Annotated in this window: 17 protein-coding genes; 12 read left to right on the top strand and 5 right to left on the bottom strand. The window is 59.7% G+C overall.

Annotation, left to right across the window (positions count from 1 at the left end):
• Positions 1-153 precede the first annotated feature (153 nt).
• The 3 genes from asd to ACF0H7_RS28840 are packed head-to-tail and all read right to left on the bottom strand — an operon-like array spanning position 154 to position 3,460.
• Positions 154-1,017 (bottom strand): archaetidylserine decarboxylase, encoded by an 864-nt coding sequence (gene asd, locus ACF0H7_RS28850; protein WP_397450198.1) that lies wholly within the window; start codon positions 1,015-1,017, stop codon positions 154-156.
• A 46-nt stretch (positions 1,018-1,063) separates the two neighbouring features.
• Positions 1,064-1,879 carry a thiosulfate sulfurtransferase gene (rhdA, locus tag ACF0H7_RS28845; protein ID WP_397450197.1) on the bottom strand — a complete coding sequence of 272 codons (816 nt, stop codon included), beginning with the start codon at positions 1,877-1,879 and terminating at the stop codon, positions 1,064-1,066.
• A 45-nt stretch (positions 1,880-1,924) separates the two neighbouring features.
• Positions 1,925-3,460 carry an HDOD domain-containing protein gene (locus tag ACF0H7_RS28840; protein ID WP_397450196.1) on the bottom strand — a complete coding sequence of 512 codons (1,536 nt, stop codon included), beginning with the start codon at positions 3,458-3,460 and terminating at the stop codon, positions 1,925-1,927.
• 207 nt (positions 3,461-3,667) lie between these two features.
• On the opposite strand from ACF0H7_RS28840, the gene motA reads away from it, so the two are divergent.
• Both motA and motB read left to right on the top strand, forming a co-directional pair.
• Positions 3,668-4,519 (top strand): flagellar motor stator protein MotA, encoded by an 852-nt coding sequence (gene motA / locus ACF0H7_RS28835; protein WP_397450195.1) that lies wholly within the window; start codon positions 3,668-3,670, stop codon positions 4,517-4,519.
• A 3-nt stretch (positions 4,520-4,522) separates the two neighbouring features.
• The gene (gene motB / locus ACF0H7_RS28830; protein ID WP_397450194.1) at positions 4,523-5,575 is read left to right on the top strand and encodes a flagellar motor protein MotB; all 1,053 of its coding nucleotides are present in this window, start codon (positions 4,523-4,525) and stop codon (positions 5,573-5,575) included.
• A 122-nt stretch (positions 5,576-5,697) separates the two neighbouring features.
• On the opposite strand, the gene rsgA is transcribed toward motB, so the two are convergent.
• A complete protein-coding gene (rsgA, locus tag ACF0H7_RS28825) occupies positions 5,698-6,729 on the bottom strand; it encodes a small ribosomal subunit biogenesis GTPase RsgA (protein ID WP_397450193.1) in 1,032 nt (343 codons plus the stop codon).
• A 99-nt stretch (positions 6,730-6,828) separates the two neighbouring features.
• Between rsgA and orn the strand changes: the two genes are divergently transcribed.
• Positions 6,829-7,365, top strand: coding sequence for an oligoribonuclease (gene orn, locus ACF0H7_RS28820; protein ID WP_397450192.1), 537 nt, complete (start codon positions 6,829-6,831; stop codon positions 7,363-7,365).
• Between the two features lie 103 nt (positions 7,366-7,468).
• On the opposite strand, the gene queG is transcribed toward orn, so the two are convergent.
• On the bottom strand, positions 7,469-8,548 hold the full coding sequence (queG, locus tag ACF0H7_RS28815) for a tRNA epoxyqueuosine(34) reductase QueG (protein ID WP_397450191.1): 1,080 nt from the start codon (positions 8,546-8,548) through the stop codon (positions 7,469-7,471).
• Between the two features lie 63 nt (positions 8,549-8,611).
• On the opposite strand from queG, the gene ACF0H7_RS28810 reads away from it, so the two are divergent.
• The 9 genes from ACF0H7_RS28810 to hflC all read left to right on the top strand — a co-directional run bounded on the left by ACF0H7_RS28810 (position 8,612) and on the right by hflC (position 18,681).
• Positions 8,612-10,111, top strand: a complete 1,500-nt coding sequence (locus ACF0H7_RS28810; protein ID WP_397450190.1) for an NAD(P)H-hydrate dehydratase — start codon at positions 8,612-8,614, stop codon at positions 10,109-10,111.
• Positions 10,099-10,575: a tRNA (adenosine(37)-N6)-threonylcarbamoyltransferase complex ATPase subunit type 1 TsaE gene (tsaE, locus tag ACF0H7_RS28805; protein ID WP_397450189.1), complete on the top strand. Its 477-nt coding sequence runs from the start codon at positions 10,099-10,101 to the stop codon at positions 10,573-10,575. The genes ACF0H7_RS28810 and tsaE overlap by 13 nt, the downstream gene beginning before the upstream one ends.
• Positions 10,575-12,005 carry an N-acetylmuramoyl-L-alanine amidase gene (locus ACF0H7_RS28800; RefSeq protein WP_397454054.1) on the top strand — a complete coding sequence of 477 codons (1,431 nt, stop codon included), beginning with the start codon at positions 10,575-10,577 and terminating at the stop codon, positions 12,003-12,005. The genes tsaE and ACF0H7_RS28800 overlap by 1 nt, the downstream gene beginning before the upstream one ends.
• Positions 12,002-13,909 carry a DNA mismatch repair endonuclease MutL gene (gene mutL, locus ACF0H7_RS28795; RefSeq protein WP_397450188.1) on the top strand — a complete coding sequence of 636 codons (1,908 nt, stop codon included), beginning with the start codon at positions 12,002-12,004 and terminating at the stop codon, positions 13,907-13,909. Before ACF0H7_RS28800 ends, mutL begins: the two co-directional genes overlap by 4 nt.
• Positions 13,909-14,880, top strand: coding sequence for a tRNA (adenosine(37)-N6)-dimethylallyltransferase MiaA (gene miaA / locus ACF0H7_RS28790; protein WP_397450187.1), 972 nt, complete (start codon positions 13,909-13,911; stop codon positions 14,878-14,880). The genes mutL and miaA overlap by 1 nt, the downstream gene beginning before the upstream one ends.
• Positions 14,881-14,971: 91 nt before the next feature.
• Positions 14,972-15,232, top strand: a complete 261-nt coding sequence (gene hfq / locus ACF0H7_RS28785) for an RNA chaperone Hfq (RefSeq protein WP_040063849.1) — start codon at positions 14,972-14,974, stop codon at positions 15,230-15,232.
• 12 nt (positions 15,233-15,244) lie between these two features.
• Positions 15,245-16,546: a ribosome rescue GTPase HflX gene (gene hflX, locus ACF0H7_RS28780; protein ID WP_397450186.1), complete on the top strand. Its 1,302-nt coding sequence runs from the start codon at positions 15,245-15,247 to the stop codon at positions 16,544-16,546.
• Positions 16,547-16,642: 96 nt separating this feature from the next.
• Positions 16,643-17,812: an FtsH protease activity modulator HflK gene (hflK, locus tag ACF0H7_RS28775; RefSeq protein ID WP_397450185.1), complete on the top strand. Its 1,170-nt coding sequence runs from the start codon at positions 16,643-16,645 to the stop codon at positions 17,810-17,812.
• A complete protein-coding gene (gene hflC / locus ACF0H7_RS28770) occupies positions 17,812-18,681 on the top strand; it encodes a protease modulator HflC (RefSeq protein WP_397450184.1) in 870 nt (289 codons plus the stop codon). Before hflK ends, hflC begins: the two co-directional genes overlap by 1 nt.
• Positions 18,682-18,826 lie beyond the last annotated feature (145 nt).

Genomic DNA, 18,826 nt, shown 5'->3' with positions numbered 1-18,826 from the left:
GAGCGGTGGCTCATCGGATCAGTACTGTTCTCAACTCTATCAGCAACAGGCGAAGGTCGCAGCCTGCTGTAATCGAAAACGTCAAAGGGCCGGCAAGTTTGACCGGCCAGCCCTCTACATTACTCAACCGTTTTTCAGCAGTGTTGCTATAGGTCAAGCCTGAACCGAAAGGCCCATCGATTGGCCCATCTGTACTGGCGTACCGGCGCCGATCTGCTCAGCCCATTTCACCTGATTCGGCCCGAACAGGACGACGGCGGTGGAGCCCAATTTAAAGCGACCCAGTTCGGCGCCCTTTTCCAGATGGATCGGCGCGCGGGCGGCTTCGTCGTAACGTACGGTTTTCAATTCGCGCTTCGGTGGTGTTACCAGACCGGCAAACACCGTCTCAATCGAAGCGACGATCATTGCGCCGACCAGCACCACAGCCATCGGGCCTTGCTCGGTGTCGAACACGCAGGCCACACGTTCGTTACGGGCAAACAGCTCAGGAACGTTTTCCGCAGTGGTCTGATTGACCGAGAACAGACGTCCGGGTATGTAAACCATTTCACGCAGCGTACCGGCGACTGGCATGTGGACCCGGTGATAGTCTTTTGGCGACAGGTAGACGGTCGCGAATTCGCCACCCATGAAAGGCGCAGCGAGACTGGCGTCGCCGCCCAGCAGTTCGAGGGCGCTGAAGCTGTGGCCTTTGGCCTGGAAGATCCGGCCGTGTTCGATAGCGCCCAGTTGGCTGACAGCACCATCAGCCGGGGACAGGATTGCGCCCGGAGTAGTGTCCAGTGGGCGAGCACCCGGCTTCAGCGCGCGAGTGAAGAACGCATTGAAGTGCTCGTAAGCAGTCAGGTCCTCTACCAGTGCCTGGGACATGTCCACTTGATAGCGGCGAGCGAACCAGGCCGTAAACGCGTTTTTGAACCAGCGCACTCGGCACTCGGCAACGCAGCCCGCCATACGCGACAGCAAATGGTGTGGCAGCAGGTATTGGCTGAGGATAAACAAACGCTGTTTCATCAAAGTTCCTAAACGTGTTCTTGGTAAGTGGACAGTCTGTAGCGTCTTATTTTTCGACCGGTGTATCAGGATGGTTGCCCCATTCACCCCAGGAGCCAGCGTAGCCTTTGACTCGCGGGTAACCCAGCGCCTTGGCCACCAGGTAGGTGAAACCGGAGCGGTGATGGGTCTGGCAGTGGGTGATCACTTCCTTGTCCTTGGTGATGCCCAGGTCCTGCAGGATCTGCGGCATATCCTTGCGGATGCGCAAGCTGCGCGCCTGGTCCATGCCGGCGGTCCATTCGAAATTGACCGCGCCAGGGACGTGACCGGCTTTGGCGGCGAGGACCTTCTCACCCGAGTATTCGGTGGGCCCGCGCGCATCCCAGACCGCCAGATCAGCTGCGCCCAGGCGGCTTTGCAGGTATTCACGGGTGGCCGTTGGCTCGCCGTGCAGGGTCAGCGGCACCGGGCCGCCGGCGCTGGCAGGGATGTCGCTGGACAGCGGTAATCCGTCGGCAATCCAGGCGTGGATGCCGCCGTCGACATAGTGGTACTGCGAGTGACCGATCACATCCAGCAACCAGATGAAACGCCCGGCCCAGCCGCCACCTTCGTCGTCATACACCACATAGACCGCTTTCGGGTTATGACCCAGTTCGCCGAACAGCACTTCCAACTGCGATTGTGTCGGCAGCAGGCCCGGCGCTGGCGCCTGACCCAGTTGAGTCCGCTTGGGGTCGACAAAGCGTGCGCCCTGAATATGCCCGGCGCCGTAGCGTGCAGCACTGGTCAGGTCGACGAGAATCAGTTCTGGCGCGTCAAGGCGGGCCTGCAGGTCGCTGGGCTCTATCACCAACGGCAAGCTAGAGAAGTCAGGCATGTGAGGTCTCCAGATCAGAAAAAGAGGCGAATTGTATCTTAGGTGTCAGGCTTTGCGATGGCTAAAGCTGCTCAACGCACGCTCGATACATTGCGCGGTTTTGCCGAACGCTTGCACGCTGATCTCCGAGAACGGCCCGCCCCCTTGATCGGCGAACACCAGCATTATCACGCGGCCGTTGCTGCTGAGCGAACGCAATAACAAATGTTCGCCGGAAAACAGCGTTTTCAACTGTTGCGGTAGCAGGGCGGAAAACTGCGCGTTGTTGGTCGGCGTCAGGCGCAATTGGGTCTGTTGCGCCAATAAACGCTGCAACACCGGGCTGGTGGCGATATTCAGGCTCAGGCTGGCGGCTTCTTTGTCCAGTCCGGCAATCTGATGTACGCGTAGCGTGGTCATGCTGCGATCGGTCATCAGCAGCATGACCCGTTGCATGCCACAGGCGACCAAGGCGTCACGAGCGACGGTGGTCAGGTGCATGGCGTTGTTGAACGGGCTCGGCTCCAGCAGCAGCTCGGCGCAGTACTTGCGCCAGGTCTGCAGGGCTTCGGCCGACGGAGGCGGGGCAGGCAGCAGGCCGCGATGTACGCGCCGGGTTTCCCACGGCCAGATCAGCGCTTCCGCCGGATGCCACAGGCCAGCCGCCCAATGCTTGCGCGCGCTGGCTGCCGCATTTTGGTGTACTTGTTGCTGAAGTTCTTCCAGCGGCTGCTGCTGGTAAAGGCTGGTCAAAAGTTGCCAGCGCTGGCTGTGCGGGCTGTCCCAGGCTTGTTGCGCCGACAGGGCGATGCCGCTGGCCAGTAACACGGTATTGGCGGGCTGATTGAGCCAGCGTCGCAACGCAGGGTCTGCGTCGAGCAATTGGCGTTGGTGCAGAGGGTCTTGGTAGTCGCGGGCAATGCGCAGCACTTTAACCAGCAGGCGGCGGTCGTTGATCAGTGCGTGGTAACCCTGGGTTACCCACATCGGCAGGCGCCAAACGTCAGCCAGCGCCAGGCATAACGTGAGCAGACGCACGCCGAACAATTGCATCTCGACTTCTTTTGCCGACTCGCCCTTATGAATGACGCGCAGCTCCCACTCTTCGAGCAGCTTGGGGTGAGCCAGCGCCATCGGCCACAGCGGCGATAAAAACAGCAGGCTGCCCCAGTGGATGTCTTGCCAGAGTCGCGCCAGACGATTGGCGAACAAGCCGTTGGCCTGTTGCGTCGAGTGCTGGCTGACCATCTGCAATTGGCGCAGGGTCGGGGGAATCTCTTGCTCATCGAGGGCGGGCAAGCGTTGCAGCAGCTCTTCAGTGCGTTTCAACCCCAGTCGATTGATCGCCACCTCAAGGCTTTCCGCCGGTTCGGTGATGCCGGTGCTGTGGTGATTGGCCTCGCGCAACACACTGAGTACCAGCGCCGGGCTTTCCTGCATCAGATCGGCGATATCACGTATCGAGCTGCGGCTATCGGCCAGCGCGGCGATGACGCGTTCGTGACTGGCAAAAGGTACAGGCAAACGGATGGCATCCAGCTGTCTGAGCCAGATGTCGAGACTGCGTGGTACGGGGAGCTGTGCTGGGGTTTCAGGAGGCATGCAAGAGGCCTGTACGACTGAGTGTTTAGACAATTTCGGATGCCGCATACCAACTAAGACCAAATGCCAGAGCGCCCGCTACAAGGGTCGAACTGGCTTTTCGCCTGAACTGACTATAGTCTGGCGCACTTATGCCGATAAGTAGAAGAAGAGTTTCAAGAACTTCCGCTCATGACCTCGAACCTGACTCAGTAAGAACTCTCCCCTATGGCTAAAATTATCGGCATCATTGTCGTTTTCGCGAGCATCCTCGGCGGATACGTCTTATCACACGGCAAGATTGGTGCACTGATTCAGCCTTTTGAGGTCATGATTATCGGTGGTGCGGCGTTTGGTGCTTTCTTGCAGGCCAACCCGGGTCACATGACGATGCACGTGATCAAAAAGTCGCTGGGGATGTTCAGTTCGCGCTTCAATCATGCGTTCTACCTGGAAATTTTGGGTCTGGTCTACGAAATCCTCAACAAGAGTCGTCGTGAAGGCATGATGGCGATTGAGGGTGATATCGAAGACGCAGCGGCAAGTCCGATTTTCGCTAAATATCCGGCCGTCCTCAAGGACGCGCGTATGACTGCATATGTCTGTGACTACCTGCGCATCATGTCCTCCGGGAACATGGCGCCGCACGAGCTGGAAGGTTTGTTCGACATGGAATTGCAGAGCATGAAGGAAGAGCTGGAGCATCCATCCCATGCCGTGACCGGGATTGCCGACGGTATGCCGGGTTTCGGTATCGTTGCGGCGGTACTCGGGATTGTGGTGACCATGGCGTCGCTGGGTGATGGTGATCAGGCGGCCATCGGTATCCACGTAGGTGCGGCACTGGTGGGTACCTTCTTCGGTATTCTCGCCGCGTACGGTTTCTTCGGTCCGTTGGCGACGTCCCTGGCTCACGATGCCAAGGAAGAGTTGAACGTGTTCGAAGCGATCAAGGCGTCGCTGGTTGCTTCGGCGTCTGGCATGCCGCCATCGCTGGCGGTGGAATTCGGTCGCAAGGTTCTCTATTCCTCGCATCGCCCCAGTTTCAGTGAGCTGGAACAAGCGGTTCGCGGTCGCTGATTCATGGAAAATAATCAGCCGATAATCGTCAAGCGCGTCAAGCGCTATGCCGCCGGGCACCATGGTGGCGCCTGGAAAATCGCTTTCGCCGACTTCGCGACGGCAATGATGGCGTTCTTCCTGGTGCTGTGGCTGATGTCCTCGGCCACCCCGCAGCAGAAAATCGCCATCGCCGGTTACTTCAAAGACCCCATCGGGTTTTCGGAAAGCGGCACGCCTTACATCATCGATCTGGGCGGCTCGCCTGCGCTGGCGCCGGACAAGACGTTGAACCCGGAGATCAAGTCCGAGCCGCAGCCGGACAAGATCAAGGTCGACACTGATCAGGTGGAAACCCTGGCCGAGCAGGTCGAGCAAGAGCGTCTGGAAATGCTCCTGCAAGAGTTGCAAACCAAGGTTGACGAAAATCCGCAGTTGAAGAAATTCAAGGACCAGATCTCGTTTGAGATCACCCAGGATGGTTTGCGTATCCAGATCATGGATGCCGAAAACCGGCCGATGTTCGACCTGGGCAGCGCGCGCTTGAAGCCATATTTCGAAGACATCCTGTTGGCCATGGCTGACACCATCAAGGCCGTGCCGAACAAGATCAGTATCAGTGGTCACACCGATGCCACGCCGTATGCGGGCACTGGCGAATTCGGTAACTGGGAATTGTCGGCGAATCGTGCGAACGCGGCGCGGCGTGCATTGGTGGCGGGTGGTTACCCGGATCCACAAGTGGCGCGGGTTGTAGGCTATGCGTCGTCGTCGCTGTATGACAAAGAGCATCCGCAGAGCCCGATCAACCGTCGGATCGACATCATCGTGCTGACCAAGAAAGCCCAGCAACACATGGAAGGCGATCAGACACCTGCGACAACACCGGCTACCCCGACAACGCCGCCGGCGGCACCTGATCTCAGCAAGCCGGCAGCGCCAGGTTCCGGGGCGCCAGGTGCTTCGGCAACGCCTCCAGCGGCCACTTCGCAAGAGCCTTTGCCGGCGCACGAGCTTAGGCAAAAGCTGAACATCTTCGAAGATGGCGTGCTGAAGATGGACGAGACCAAGAAGTAACGGGTCGACGCTAATCTTTGTAGGAGCTGCCGCAAGCTGCGATCGACCGGGAGCCGGTCGTTTTTGAAGGCCCTTCGGACCTTATCGCAGCCTGCGGCAGCTCCTACAAATTTTTCAGTACCTCAATAACTGCTTTCCGGCAAACTGGCGATGATCGAGCGATAGCTGTTCATCCGCTGCTGCTGAACGCGGCCTTCTTCCAGGGCCTTGAGCAGGGCGCAGCCCGGTTCGCGATCGTGCTTGCAGTCGCGGAAACGGCAAGTGCCGATCAAGTTGTTGAACTCGATAAAGCCCGCCTCGACGTCATTACGACTGACGTGTCCCAGGCCGAACTCGCGAATCCCCGGGGAGTCGATCAAGTCGCCGCCGCGCGGGAAGTGGAACAGGCGCGCGGTGGTCGTGGTGTGCGTGCCTTGGCCGGACAGCTCGGACAGCGGACCGACGCGGGTTTCGACCTCGGGCAGCAGGCTGTTGACCAGCGATGACTTGCCCACGCCCGACTGGCCGACGAACACACTGATGTGTCCATCCAGTTGATCTTGCAGGGTCTGCATGCCGTCGCCCTGATGCGCGGACACTTCCAGCACCGGATAACCCAGCTGACGATAAACCGCCAGCAGCGCATTCAGCGCCGGCGCGTTCTGCTCGTCGATCAGGTCGAATTTGTTGAGCAGCAACAGCGGGCGAATCCCTGCGTGCTCCGCCGCGACCAGGTAACGGTCGATCAGGTTCGCATGCGGTTCAGGCATCGGCGCGAAGACGATCACAATCAGGTCGACGTTGGCGGCCACCGGCTTGAGTTGCCCGCGGCTGTCCGGGCGGCAGAGTTCGGTGGTGCGCGGCAGTTGTGCCACGATCACGCCGATACCCTGATTGCCGGCACGCCAGACCACGCGATCGCCAGTTACCAAGGCGGGCAGGTTGGCGCGCAAGTGACAGCGGAACACCTGACCGCTTTCTTCACCTTCCTGCGCTTCGACTTCGACTTGCACACCGAAGTGCGCGATCACTAGCCCTGTCTGCTCAGGGCCAAGATCGCCGCCCTCAAGTGTTTCAAGGGTTTGCGATTCACGTTTGGCGGCACGGGCAGCGCGCTCGCCTTGAATCTTTTCGATGCGCCAGTTTTGGCGACGATTGAGTTGGCGTTTGGCCATGGGTGTTCCGAGTTGATAAAGCAGCTGATTAGATAAAACGGTGAGGAGTCTAGCACGCCGGGTAGGCTAAACTGCGCGCCTACGCTGAGGAGTTGCCACATGCAGAACAAGCAGAACCTAATCTGGATCGACCTGGAAATGACCGGTCTGGACCCTGATACCGACGTCATTATCGAAATGGCGACGATCATTACCGACAGCGAATTGAATACCCTGGCTGAAGGCCCGGTGATTGCGGTGCACCAGAGCGACGAAACCCTGGCGCGCATGGACGAGTGGAATACCCGTCAACATGGCGGTTCGGGCCTGACTCAACGCGTTCGCGAAAGCACCGTTTCCATGGCTGAAGCCGAAGCTGAGACGCTCGAATTCATCAAGCTGTGGGTGCCGGAGCGCAGCTCACCCATCTGCGGCAACAGCATCTGCCAGGACCGTCGTTTCCTGTATCGCCACATGCCGACCCTGGAAAACTATTTCCACTATCGCAACCTCGACGTCTCGACCCTCAAGGAACTGGCCGCCCGCTGGTCGCCTGAGCTGAAGTTCAAGAAGGGCAGCACCCACCTGGCGCTGGACGATATTCGCGAATCCATCGGCGAGCTGCGTTACTACCGCGAGCACTTCATCAAGGCTTGATGGGGAATCCTGTAGGAGCGGGCTTGCCCGCGATGGCGTCTTTACTGGCGTACCGCGCCGCCTGGATCGCGGGCAAGCCCGTTCCTACATGGTCGCGCTTGCCTTAGCGCCCATGTTGCTTCAGCGCCCACTCCACATGCTCCCTCACCAACTCCGACGGATACTCCCGCCGCGCCTCCAACGCTTCCAGCACCGGAATCGTCGACGGCGCATTGCCCAGCCCCACCGCCAGATTACGCAACCAACGCTCATAACCCGCGCGCCGCAACGGCGAACCTTCGGTGTTGCTGAGAAACGTTTGTTCATCCCACATAAACAGCTCAGCCAGCCCGGCATTGTCCAGGTTATGCCGTGGTTTGAAGTCATTCTGGTCGGTAGGCCGGGCGAAGCGGTTCCATGGGCAGACGATCTGACAGTCATCGCAGCCAAACACCCGGTTACCAATCAGTGACCGCAACTCCTCGGGGATGGCAGTCTTGAGCTCGATGGTCAGGTACGAAATACAGCGCCGGGCGTCCAGTTGGTAGGGGCCGACGAACGCGGCAGTAGGGCAGATGTCCATGCAGGCCGTGCAGCGTCCGCAATGTTCGGTGGCGTGCGGCGGGTCCACCGGCAATGGCAGGTCCACGAACAGCTCACTGAGAAAGAAGTAACTGCCGGCCTTGCGATTGAGCACCAAGGTGTTTTTGCCGATCCAGCCCAGACCGGCTTTTTCAGCGATGGCCTTTTCCAGCACCGGTGCGCTGTCGACAAACGCCCGATAACCGAATGGCCCAATGGCCTGCTGGATGCGCTCGGCCAGTTGCTGCACGCGCTTGCGGATCAGTTTGTGATAGTCGCGGCCCAAGGCGTAGCGCGAGACGTAGGCTTTTTCCGGTTGTGCCAGGCGGTGAGCCATTTCCGTGTCGCCGGGCAGGTAATCCATGCGCAACGACACCACGCGCAAGGTGCCGGGCACCAGTTCTTCGGGGTGCGAGCGCTTGCTGCCGTGGGCGGCCATGTAATCCATGTCGCCGTGATACCCCGCCTCCAGCCAGCGCTGGAGGTGCTGTTCGTGCTCGCCCAGGTCCAGGTCGACGATCCCGACTTGTTGGAAGCCAAGCTCGCGGCCCCAGTCTTTGATCGATTGAGCAAGGGCAGCCAGGTCGACGGTATTTGGCTGATCGGCAGTAATAACGGGCATGCGAAGGGGGCAACCGGGTCTGAGGTAGGTATAATTCTGCCAGACATCGGAGCCGGAAAACGCATGCAGCCTACTAAACCGCAAATACCCGACGCACTGTACCGCGCCGCGCAGGTGCGGGATCTCGACGCCAGGCTGATCGCGGCCGGTACGCCTGGCTTTGAATTGATGCAGCGCGCAGCCCATGCCACGTGGCGTGCAGTGCGCCGCAAATGGCCCGAAGCGCGTGGATTGACCGTGCTCGCCGGGCATGGCAATAACGCCGGCGATGGCTATTTGATCGCCGCCTTGGCGCAGCGAGCCGGCTGGCAAGTGGCGGTGCTGGCGGTCGGTGATCCGTCGCGGCTGACTGGCGATGCCGCCTTGGCGCACCAGCAAGCGTTGAGCGAGGGCGTCAGCGTCAAACCCTGGTCTGTCGGCCAACCGTTGTCGGGCATTGTTCTGGATGCATTACTCGGCACCGGGTTGAGCGGTGATGTTCGACAGCCGTACCCAGATGCAATCAACGCAATTAACAGCAGCGGTCGGCCGGTGGTCGCGGTGGATATCCCTTCCGGTTTGAGCGCGGACACCGGAACTGTCCTTGGTGTCGCGGTGCAGGCCGACCTGACGGTAACCTTTATCGGCTTAAAGCTGGGGCTGTTCACTGGCGACGCACCGGGGTTGGTTGGCGAGTTGGTGTTCGATGACCTGCAGGCCGATCCCGCCATCGTCGAGCAGACCCCGCTCAGTGCCAGACGTCTGGATGCCTTTAATTTGCCACGCCTTGCTGCACGGCCCCGGACTGCGCACAAAGGCATGTTCGGCCGCGTGCTGCTGATCGGCGGCGACCACGGGTTCGGCGGCGCGATTCTGATGTCCGCGCAAAGCTGTCTGCGCAGCGGTTCCGGAATGGTCACCCTGGCGACTCGGCCCGAGCATGTGCCTGCTGCATTGGTGCGCATGCCGGAAGTGATGTGTGCGGGCGTCGTGTCGTCGAACCAACTCGCCGCGTTGATCGAACCATCGGCCGTGTTGGTCGTGGGGCCAGGCCTGGGGCAGGGCAGTTGGGGGCGCAGCCTGTTGTCGGCTGCAGCCAGTGCCCAGAAGCCACAAATTTGGGATGCCGACGCGCTCAATCAGTTGGCACAAGGCTGGGTGGCATTGCCGGCTGGCAGTGTGATGACCCCGCATCCCGGTGAAGCGGCGCGCTTGCTGGGGGTCAGCATCAAGCAAGTCCAGGCCGATCGTCCGGCAGCAGCACACGCTTTGTCACAAAAATACCAGGCCGTTGTGGTACTCAAGGGCGCGGGCAGTCTGATCGCCGATGTCGATGGACGTCTGGCACTCTGTGATCGCGGCCATCCGGCCATGGCCACCGCCGGTTTGGGCGACGTGCTGGCCGGTCTGATTGGTGCATTGATGGCGCAAAAATTATCGGCATTCGATGCCGCTTGTCTGGCCGTCTGGTTGCATGCCTGTGCGGGCGAACGCGCGGGTCTATTGGGCCGGGGGCTGGCCGCCAGCGATCTTATACCCACCATTCGTCAGTTATTGGAGGAACACTCACCGTGTCAGGACTAACGCTGCACTTGGCCAATGAAGACGCCATGTTGAGCTTCGGGTCGCGTATCGCTCAAGTCACTGAAGGGCTTGGGGTGATCTTCTTGGAAGGCGATTTGGGGGCGGGAAAAACTACATTGTCTCGTGGGATTATTCGAGGCTTTGGTCATGTCGGGGCGGTTAAAAGCCCTACATTTACTCTGGTTGAACCTTATGAAGTTGATAAGATTCGCGTCTATCACTTTGATCTGTATAGGCTGATTGATCCCGAAGAGCTAGAGTATATGGGGATCCGTGATTATTTTGATGGTGGAGCGCTCTGTTTGATCGAGTGGCCCCAAAAAGGTGCAGGCTTTTTGCCAAAGCCGGACCTGACCATTACCATTGCGCCGCATATGGATGGCCGATCACTGACCTTGAGCCCGGAAGGACTTCGTGGCAAATCATGGTGTGCCGCTTTGGCGTTGGAATATTCAAATAAATGATGGGGTTAGGTATGCGCATGCGCGCGCTGGTTACTGTTGTAGGTCTGCTGCTGACGGCACTGGCTGTCGATGCGTTGGCGGCTACACAGGTACGAAGTGTCCGCCTATGGCGTGCGCCGGATAACACGCGACTGGTGTTTGACCTGTCCGGACCCGTGCAGCACAGCGTGTTTACCCTGACCTCGCCGGACCGCCTGGTGATCGACATCAATGGCGCCACCATGTCCGCGCCGTTGAATGTGCCGACCGCGAACACCCCGATCACCAGCATGCGCTCGGCCCAGCGCACGCCGACCGACTTGCGGGTGGTTATCGACCTTAAAAAGGCCGTGACGCCGAAAAGCTTCATGCTGGCGCCGAACCAACAGTACGGCAATCGTCTGGTCGTCGATCTGTACGACGATGCGGCTGACGCCAATCCGACCCCGCCAGTGCCGGATACCCCGGCGAACACTGTGCCGGTGGTGCCGATCAGCCCGTCCAAGCCTGAAATCAAGCTGGCGCCAGTGCCAAACGGCAAACGTGACATCGTGATCGCCATCGATGCCGGTCACGGTGGTGAAGACCCGGGTGCCGGTGGCGCGCGCGGTCAGAAAGAAAAAGACATCGTGCTGATGATTGCCAAAGAGTTGCAGCGGCAGATCAACGCCGAGAAAGGCTATCGCGCCGAGTTGACGCGTACCGGCGATTACTTCATTCCGTTGCGTAAACGCACCGAGATCGCCCGCAAGCAAGGCGCTGACCTGTTCGTATCGATTCACGCCGATGCTGCGCCATCTTCGGCGGCCTTTGGTGCCTCAGTGTTCGCCTTGTCCGAGCGCGGCGCGACATCGGAAACCGCGCGTTGGCTGGCCGACAGCGAAAACCGTTCCGACCTGATCGGCGGTGCCGGCGCAGTAAGCCTCGACGACAAAGACAAGATGCTGGCCGGTGTGCTGCTGGACCTGTCCATGACCGCCTCGCTGTCGTCCAGTCTCAACGTCGGGCAAAAAGTGTTGAGCAACATCGGCCACGTCACCTCGCTGCATAAGTCGCGGGTCGAACAGGCCGGGTTCATGGTGCTTAAGTCGCCGGATATCCCGTCGATCCTGGTAGAAACCGGCTTTATCTCCAACGCGGCGGAAGCGGCGAAGCTCCAAGGTGCATCGCACCAACAGGCATTGGCACGTTCGATCAGTGCTGGCGTGCGTCAGTTCTTCCAGCAGAATCCACCACTGGGCACTTACATCGCCTGGCTGCGTGATAACGGCAAGCTTGCGCAGGGGCCGCGCGATCACACGGTCCGCGCCGGCGAGACACTGGCGATGATTGCTGTGCGTTATCAAGTGAGCGTGGCGGCGTTGCGGCGCACCAACAACCTGTCGAGCGACGAACTCAAGACCGGTCAGACACTCAACATCCCGAACACCGAGCTGGCAGCGCAACCATGACTGATACCCAGCTCAGTGCGGCCCGGATCGAGCTGCTCAGCCCGCGACTGGCAAACCAGATCGCGGCTGGGGAAGTGGTCGAGCGCCCGGCTTCGGTGATCAAGGAGCTGCTGGAGAATAGTCTGGACTCCGGGGCCAAGCGCATCGATATCGATGTCGAGCAGGCCGGAATCAAGCTGCTGCGCGTGCGTGATGACGGCGGCGGCATTTCTTCTGATGATCTGCCGCTGGCCCTGGCGCGTCACGCCACCAGCAAGATTCGCGAGCTGGAAGACCTCGAACGGGTCATGAGCCTGGGCTTTCGTGGTGAAGCGCTGGCCTCTATCAGCTCGGTAGCGCGCCTGACCCTGACCTCGCGCACCCGCGACGCCGATCAGGCCTGGCAAGTCGAAACCGAAGGCCGCGACATGGCGTCTCGCGTGCAGCCGGCGGCGCACCCGGTAGGCACGTCGGTCGAAGTTCGCGACTTGTTTTTCAATACGCCTGCCCGCCGCAAGTTCCTGAAGGCGGAAAAAACCGAATTCGATCACCTGCAAGAAGTGATCAAACGCATGGCGCTGGCGCGTTTCGACGTTGCCTTCCACCTGCGCCATAACGGCAAGACCGTGCTCAGCCTGCATGAGGCCAATGACGACACAGCTCGCGCGCGACGTGTTTCGGCGATCTGTGGTCCTGGCTTCCTCGAACAGGCGCTGCCCATCGAGATCGAGCGCAATGGCTTGCATTTGTGGGGCTGGGTCGGCTTGCCAACCTTCTCGCGCAGCCAGGCAGACCTGCAATATTTCTTCGTCAATGGCCGTGCGGTGCGCGACAAACTGGTCGCCCATGCGGTGCGCCAGGCCTATCGCGACGTGCTGTTCAATGGTCGGCATCCGACTTTTGTACTGTTTTTCGAAGTCGATCCCGCTGTGGTCGACGTCAACGTGCACCCGACCAAACACGAAGTGCGCTTCCGTGACGGGCGCATGGTGCACGACTTTCTGTACGGCACGCTGCACCGCGCCTTGGGCGATGTGCGGCCCGAGAACCAACTGGCTGGCACCGCACCGATTACCGCGATAGTGCGCCCGACCGGGCCAGAAGCGGGTGAGTTTGGCCCTCAGGGCGAAATGCGCCTGGCCAATAATCTGCTGGAACCTACTCCTTCCGAACCCTATGCGCGGCCTGCCGGATCGGGCTCAGGCGCCGGTTATCAGTACCAATACACACCGCGCCCGACCGCGACCCTGCCAGCGGCCGAAGCACAAAGCGCCTACCGCGAATTTTTCGCGCCGCTGCCGGAGAGCACGCCGGTATCGCTGCCAGACTCCCAAGGCGATATTCCGCCGTTGGGTTACGCGCTGGCGCAGCTCAAAGGCATCTACATCCTCGCCGAGAACGCCCACGGCCTGGTGCTGGTGGATATGCATGCGGCCCACGAGCGGATCATGTACGAGCGACTGAAGATCGCCATGGCCAGCGAAGGCCTGAGTGGTCAGCCGTTACTGGTTCCGGAGTCCATCGCCGTCAGCCAGCGTGAAGCCGATTGTGCGGAAGAGCACGCCAGCACCTTCCAGAAGCTGGGCTTCGAGCTGCAGCGCCTGGGGCCGGAAACCCTGGCGATTCGGCAGATCCCGGCGCTGCTCAAGCAGGCCGAGGCCAATCAGTTGGTGTCCGACGTGCTGGGCGATCTAATGGAATACGGCACCAGCGACCGGATTCAGGCGCACCTGAATGAGCTGCTCGGCACCATGGCCTGTCACGGCGCGGTGCGGGCCAATCGGCGCTTGGCTATCCCGGAAATGAACGGGCTGCTGCGTGACATGGAAAACACCGAGCGCAGCGGTCAATGCAACCACGGCCGGCCGACCTGGACCCAAATGGGGCTGGACGATCTGGACAAACTATTCCTGCGCGGTCGCTGATGAGTGCCTTGCCCCCGGCCATCTTCCTGATGGGCCCCACCGCCGCCGGCAAGACCGACCTGGCGATGGAATTGACCAAAGCCCTGCCGTGTGAGCTGATCAGCGTTGACTCTGCGCTGGTCTATCGCGGCATGGACATCGGCACCGCCAAACCTTCCAAAGAGCAATTGGCCGAGTTCCCGCACCGGCTGATCGACATTCTCGATCCGGCGCAGAGCTATTCCGCGGCTGATTTTCGCGCCGACGCCCTGGAGGCAATGGCCGAGATCACCTCGCGAGGAAAGATTCCGTTACTGGTTGGCGGCACCATGTTGTATTTCAAGGCGCTTCAGGAAGGCCTTGCCAACATGCCGCCCGCTGATCCGGTCGTTCGCGCGCACCTTGAAGCCGAGGCTGCAGCCCTTGGCTGGCAGGACTTGCACGATCAATTGGCGGAGGTCGACCCTGTGTCGGCGGCGCGAATTCATCCCAATGATCCACAGCGTTTGATTCGCGCACTGGAAGTTTACCGGGTGAGCGGTTTGAGCATGACCGCACATCGCGAGCAACAAAGTGCGCAAAGTACTGAAGCAGCCGCTTCGGGACGTCATCAATTGCCCTATACTGTCGCCAATCTGGCCATCGCCCCGGTGGATCGCCACCTACTGCATGACCGAATTGCGCAACGATTTACACAGATGTTGGAACAGGGGTTCGTTGACGAGGTCTTAGCCCTGCGCGCCAGAGGCGACCTGCATTCAGGGTTGCCATCGATAAGGGCCGTAGGCTATCGCCAGGTCTGGGAACATCTGGACGGCGAGCTGACGTGGGACCAAATGCAGGAGCGGGGCATCATTGCCACGCGCCAATTGGCCAAACGCCAGTTCACTTGGCTCCGCAGCTGGGAAGATTTGCAGTGGTTTGACAGCCTGGCTTGCGACAATCTGCCGCGCGCCTTGAAATACTTGGGATCGGTCTCCATATTGAGCTGAGACCTTACAATTGCCGTCTATCCTTGGGGGGTGGCGGCTTAAGCCAATTTGCTTACTATTTTTTCTATTGATCCTTAAAGGAGTGCGGCACATGTCAAAAGGGCATTCGCTACAAGACCCTTACCTGAATACTTTGCGTAAAGAAAAGGTTGGGGTTTCGATCTATCTGGTTAATGGCATTAAGCTGCAAGGCACGATCGAGTCTTTCGACCAGTTCGTCATTTTGCTGAAAAACACTGTCAGCCAAATGGTTTACAAGCACGCCATCTCTACCGTTGTTCCGGTTCGTCCAATTCGTCTGCCTAGCGCAACCGAAACCGAACAGGGTGACGCTGAGCCAGGTAACGCCTGATAGGAGTCTGCTTTGTTCTTTGAGCGCCACGGTGGTGGTGAGCGAGCCATCCTCGTTCACTTGGATGGTCAGGACCCTGAGGCGCGCGAAGATCCGCAGGAGTTTCAGGAGCTGGCGATTTCGGCCGGCGCCGAGACTGTCGCGTTTGTTAACGTACCCAGTCAAAGGCTCACAGCCAAATACCTGATTGGCAGCGGCAAGGTCGAGGAGCTTCGCGACCGGGTCAAAGCCGAACAGGTAGATATCGTTATTTTCAACCATATCCTCACGCCCAGTCAGGAACGTAACCTCGAACGTGTTTTCGAGTGTCGCGTGCTTGATCGTACGGGCTTGATCCTGGATATCTTCGCGCAGCGCGCGCGGACTCATGAAGGCAAGTTGCAGGTCGAGCTGGCACAGCTCGAGCACATGAGTACCCGTCTGGTTCGCGGCTGGACCCACTTGGAACGGCAGAAAGGCGGTATCGGTCTGCGCGGTCCGGGTGAAACCCAGCTTGAAACCGACCGTCGTTTGCTGCGGGTACGCCTGCGGCAGATCAAGGGCCGTCTGGAAAAGGTCCGCAGTCAGCGGGACCAGGCCCGACGCGGTCGCAAGCGTGCGGAAATTCCTTCTGTTTCCCTGGTGGGCTACACCAACGCCGGCAAGTCGACACTGTTCAATGCGGTGACTGACTCCGACGTGTTTGCGGCCGACCAACTGTTCGCCACCCTCGACCCGACCCTGCGCCGTCTGGAACTCGACGACCTGGGGCCGATCGTGCTGGCCGACACGGTAGGTTTCATTCGCCACCTGCCACACAAGCTGGTTGAAGCGTTCCGCGCTACGCTCGAAGAGTCGAGCAATTCTGACTTGCTGTTGCACGTCATCGACTCCCATGAGCCTGAGCGCCAGGCGCAGATCGAACAGGTGATGGTGGTGCTGGGCGAGATCGGAGCCGAAGGCTTGCCGATCCTCGAGGTGTATAACAAACTCGATTTGCTCGAAGGGGTAGAGCCGCAGATTCAGCGCGATGCCGATGGCAAGCCGCAGCGAGTCTGGGTGTCTGCCCGTGATGGTCGAGGGTTGGATCTGCTCAAGCAGGCAGTCGCGGAATTATTGGGTGACGATTTGTTCGTTGGCACCTTGCGCTTGCCTCAGCGTTTTGCTCGACTGCGTGCTCAGTTCTTCAGGCTGGGTGCAGTGCAAAGCGAAGAACATGATGACGAAGGGGGCAGCTTGCTGGCTGTCCGTTTACCGCGTGTTGAGTTCAATCGCCTGGTGAGTCGCGAAGGAATGCAGCCGCTGGAATTCATCGAGCAACACACTTTGCAATAAAAGCCTGAGAAAGCGGTTGTGTCGCTGGCACAGGCATTCTGTAGCATTGGTCGGCGCGCCGTGGGCGCGTCTTTGCTTTATCAGATGGAGAGCGCTATGGCTTGGAATGAGCCGGGTGGCAACTCGAACAATCAGGATCCTTGGGGTGGTAAGCGCAAGGGCGGCGACCGCAAGGGGCCACCGGATCTCGACGAGGCCTTCCGAAAGCTACAGGAAAGCCTGAACGGGTTATTCGGTGGTAGTAAAAAACGTACAGGTGGCGATGATGGAGGCCAACGCAAGGGCGGTGGTTTCGGTCTGCTCGGCATCGGTCTGGTCGTGCTGGTAGCAATCTGGCTGTACAGCGCCATTTACGTCGTGGACGAACAGGAGCAGGCCGTTGTGCTGCGCTTCGGCAAGTACTACGAAACGGTAGGGCCGGGCCTGAACATCTACTTACCGCCGTTTGACCACAAGTTCCAGGAAAACGTTACGCGTGAGCGTGCCTATAGCAAGCAAGGGCAAATGCTGACGGAAGACGAGAACATCGTCGAAGTACCGCTGACCGTGCAATACAAGATCACCAACCTGCAGGACTTCGTGCTGAACGTTGATCAGCCGGAAGTCAGCCTGCAGCACGCGACCGAGAGCGCCTTGCGCCATGTGGTGGGTTCCACCGCCATGGACCAGGTGCTGACTGAAGGTCGTGAGCTGATGGCCAGCGAGATCAAGGAGCGTTTGCAGCGTTTCCTCGATACCTATCGCACCGGTATTACCGTGACCCAGGTGAACGTGCAGAGCGCAGCAGCACCGCGTGAAGTTCAGGAAGCCTTCGATGACGTGATCCGTGCCCGTGAAGACGAGCAGCGTTCGCGCAACCAGGCCGAAACCTACGCCAACGGTGTGATTCCGGAAGCCCGTGGTCAGGCTCAGCGCATCGTCGAAGATGCCAATGGTTATCGCGATGAAGTCGTGTCGCGCGCCAAAGGTGAGGCGGATCGCTTTACCAAACTGGTCGCTGAATACCGCAAGGCCCCGGAAGTGACGCGTGAGCGTCTGTATCTGGACACCATGCAAGAGCTTTACAGCAACACCAGCAAAGTGCTCGTGACTGGCGACAAGGGGGCGAACAATCTGCTCTACCTGCCGCTGGACAAGATGATCGATAGCAGTCGCGCCACTTCGGCTCCGTCCGCCAGTGCGCCGCCTGCCAACAATGAGATCGGGGCACGTGCCGCGTCCGAGGCTCAACAGCAGCGCGATGCGCGTACAAGGGAGAGTCGCTGATGAGCAATAAATCGCTGATCGCCCTGATTGCTTGTGTAGTGCTGGCGATCGTTGCCTGGAACAGCTTCTACATCGTGTCCCAGACCGAACGTGCGGTACTCCTGCAGTTCGGCCGTGTGGTCCAGGCGGATGTGCCGCCGGGTCTGCATGTGAAGGTTCCGTACGTCAATCAGGTGCGCAAGTTCGACGGTCGTTTGATGACCCTCGATGCACCGACGCAGCGTTTCCTGACACTGGAAAAGAAAGCCGTCATGGTCGATGCCTACGCCAAGTGGCGAGTGAAGGACGCCGAGCGTTTCTACACCGCGACTTCCGGCTTAAAGCAGATCGCTGACGAACGTCTGTCGCGTCGTCTTGAATCCGGGCTGCGCGATCAGTTCGGCAAGCGCACCTTGCACGAAGTGGTGTCGGGTGAGCGTGACGCACTGATGGCGGATATCACCGCTTCGCTGAACACCATGGCAAGCAAGGAACTGGGCATCGAAGTCATCGACGTCCGGGTCAAGGCCATCGACCTGCCGAAGGAAGTGAACCGCAGCGTTTTCGAACGCATGAGCACCGAGCGTGAGCGTGAAGCACGCGAGCATCGGGCCAAGGGTAACGAGTTGGCAGAAGGCATCCGTGCCGACGCCGATCGTCAGCGCCGTGTTCTCCTGGCTGAAGCCTATCGTGAGTCTGAAGAGTCTCGCGGTGACGGTGATGCCCAGGCCGCCGCGATCTATTCCAAGGCTTACGGCCAGGATCAGGAGTTCTACGCGTTCTACCGTAGCCTGCGTGCCTACCGTGAAAGCTTTGCGAACAAAAGCGACGTGATGGTGCTGGATCCGAACAGCGAGTTCTTCCGCTACATGCAGAAGTCCAAGCCGTAATCGATTCACCCGCCGGGCGGCAAAACCGCCTGGCGGGGTGATCGTTGATGAAAACGTGTGTATGATGCGGCAGCCGGGAAATTCCCGGCTTTTTTGCGTCTGCACGATTGATTGGCCGGGCGTGGTATAGCGCTGGGCAAGATTT

Origin of the sequence: Pseudomonas sp. NA-150 (genome assembly GCF_044336365.1) — a bacterium.
Lineage (GTDB): Bacteria > Pseudomonadota > Gammaproteobacteria > Pseudomonadales > Pseudomonadaceae > Aquipseudomonas.
Note: the sequence above shows the minus strand (reverse complement) of the source record. Positions and strands in the feature narration are given on the sequence as shown.

Bases quoted from the DNA above. Each gene is read 5' to 3' on its own strand.
- ACF0H7_RS28840 (WP_397450196.1), bottom strand. From the start codon at position 3,460: ATGCCTCCTGAAACCCCAGCACAGCTCCCCGTACCACGCAGTCTCGAC.
- ACF0H7_RS28800 (WP_397454054.1), top strand. From the start codon at position 10,575: ATGGGGTTAGGTATGCGCATGCGCGCGCTGGTTACTGTTGTAGGTCTG.
- hflC (WP_397450184.1), top strand. From the start codon at position 17,812: ATGAGCAATAAATCGCTGATCGCCCTGATTGCTTGTGTAGTGCTGGCG.
- hfq (WP_040063849.1), top strand. From the start codon at position 14,972: ATGTCAAAAGGGCATTCGCTACAAGACCCTTACCTGAATACTTTGCGT.
- motB (WP_397450194.1), top strand. From the start codon at position 4,523: ATGGAAAATAATCAGCCGATAATCGTCAAGCGCGTCAAGCGCTATGCC.
- rhdA (WP_397450197.1), bottom strand. From the start codon at position 1,879: ATGCCTGACTTCTCTAGCTTGCCGTTGGTGATAGAGCCCAGCGACCTG.
- hflK (WP_397450185.1), top strand. From the start codon at position 16,643: ATGGCTTGGAATGAGCCGGGTGGCAACTCGAACAATCAGGATCCTTGG.
- rsgA (WP_397450193.1), bottom strand. From the start codon at position 6,729: ATGGCCAAACGCCAACTCAATCGTCGCCAAAACTGGCGCATCGAAAAG.
- asd (WP_397450198.1), bottom strand. From the start codon at position 1,017: ATGAAACAGCGTTTGTTTATCCTCAGCCAATACCTGCTGCCACACCAT.
- mutL (WP_397450188.1), top strand. From the start codon at position 12,002: ATGACTGATACCCAGCTCAGTGCGGCCCGGATCGAGCTGCTCAGCCCG.
- miaA (WP_397450187.1), top strand. From the start codon at position 13,909: ATGAGTGCCTTGCCCCCGGCCATCTTCCTGATGGGCCCCACCGCCGCC.
- queG (WP_397450191.1), bottom strand. From the start codon at position 8,548: ATGCCCGTTATTACTGCCGATCAGCCAAATACCGTCGACCTGGCTGCC.
- orn (WP_397450192.1), top strand. From the start codon at position 6,829: ATGCAGAACAAGCAGAACCTAATCTGGATCGACCTGGAAATGACCGGT.
- ACF0H7_RS28810 (WP_397450190.1), top strand. From the start codon at position 8,612: ATGCAGCCTACTAAACCGCAAATACCCGACGCACTGTACCGCGCCGCG.
- motA (WP_397450195.1), top strand. From the start codon at position 3,668: ATGGCTAAAATTATCGGCATCATTGTCGTTTTCGCGAGCATCCTCGGC.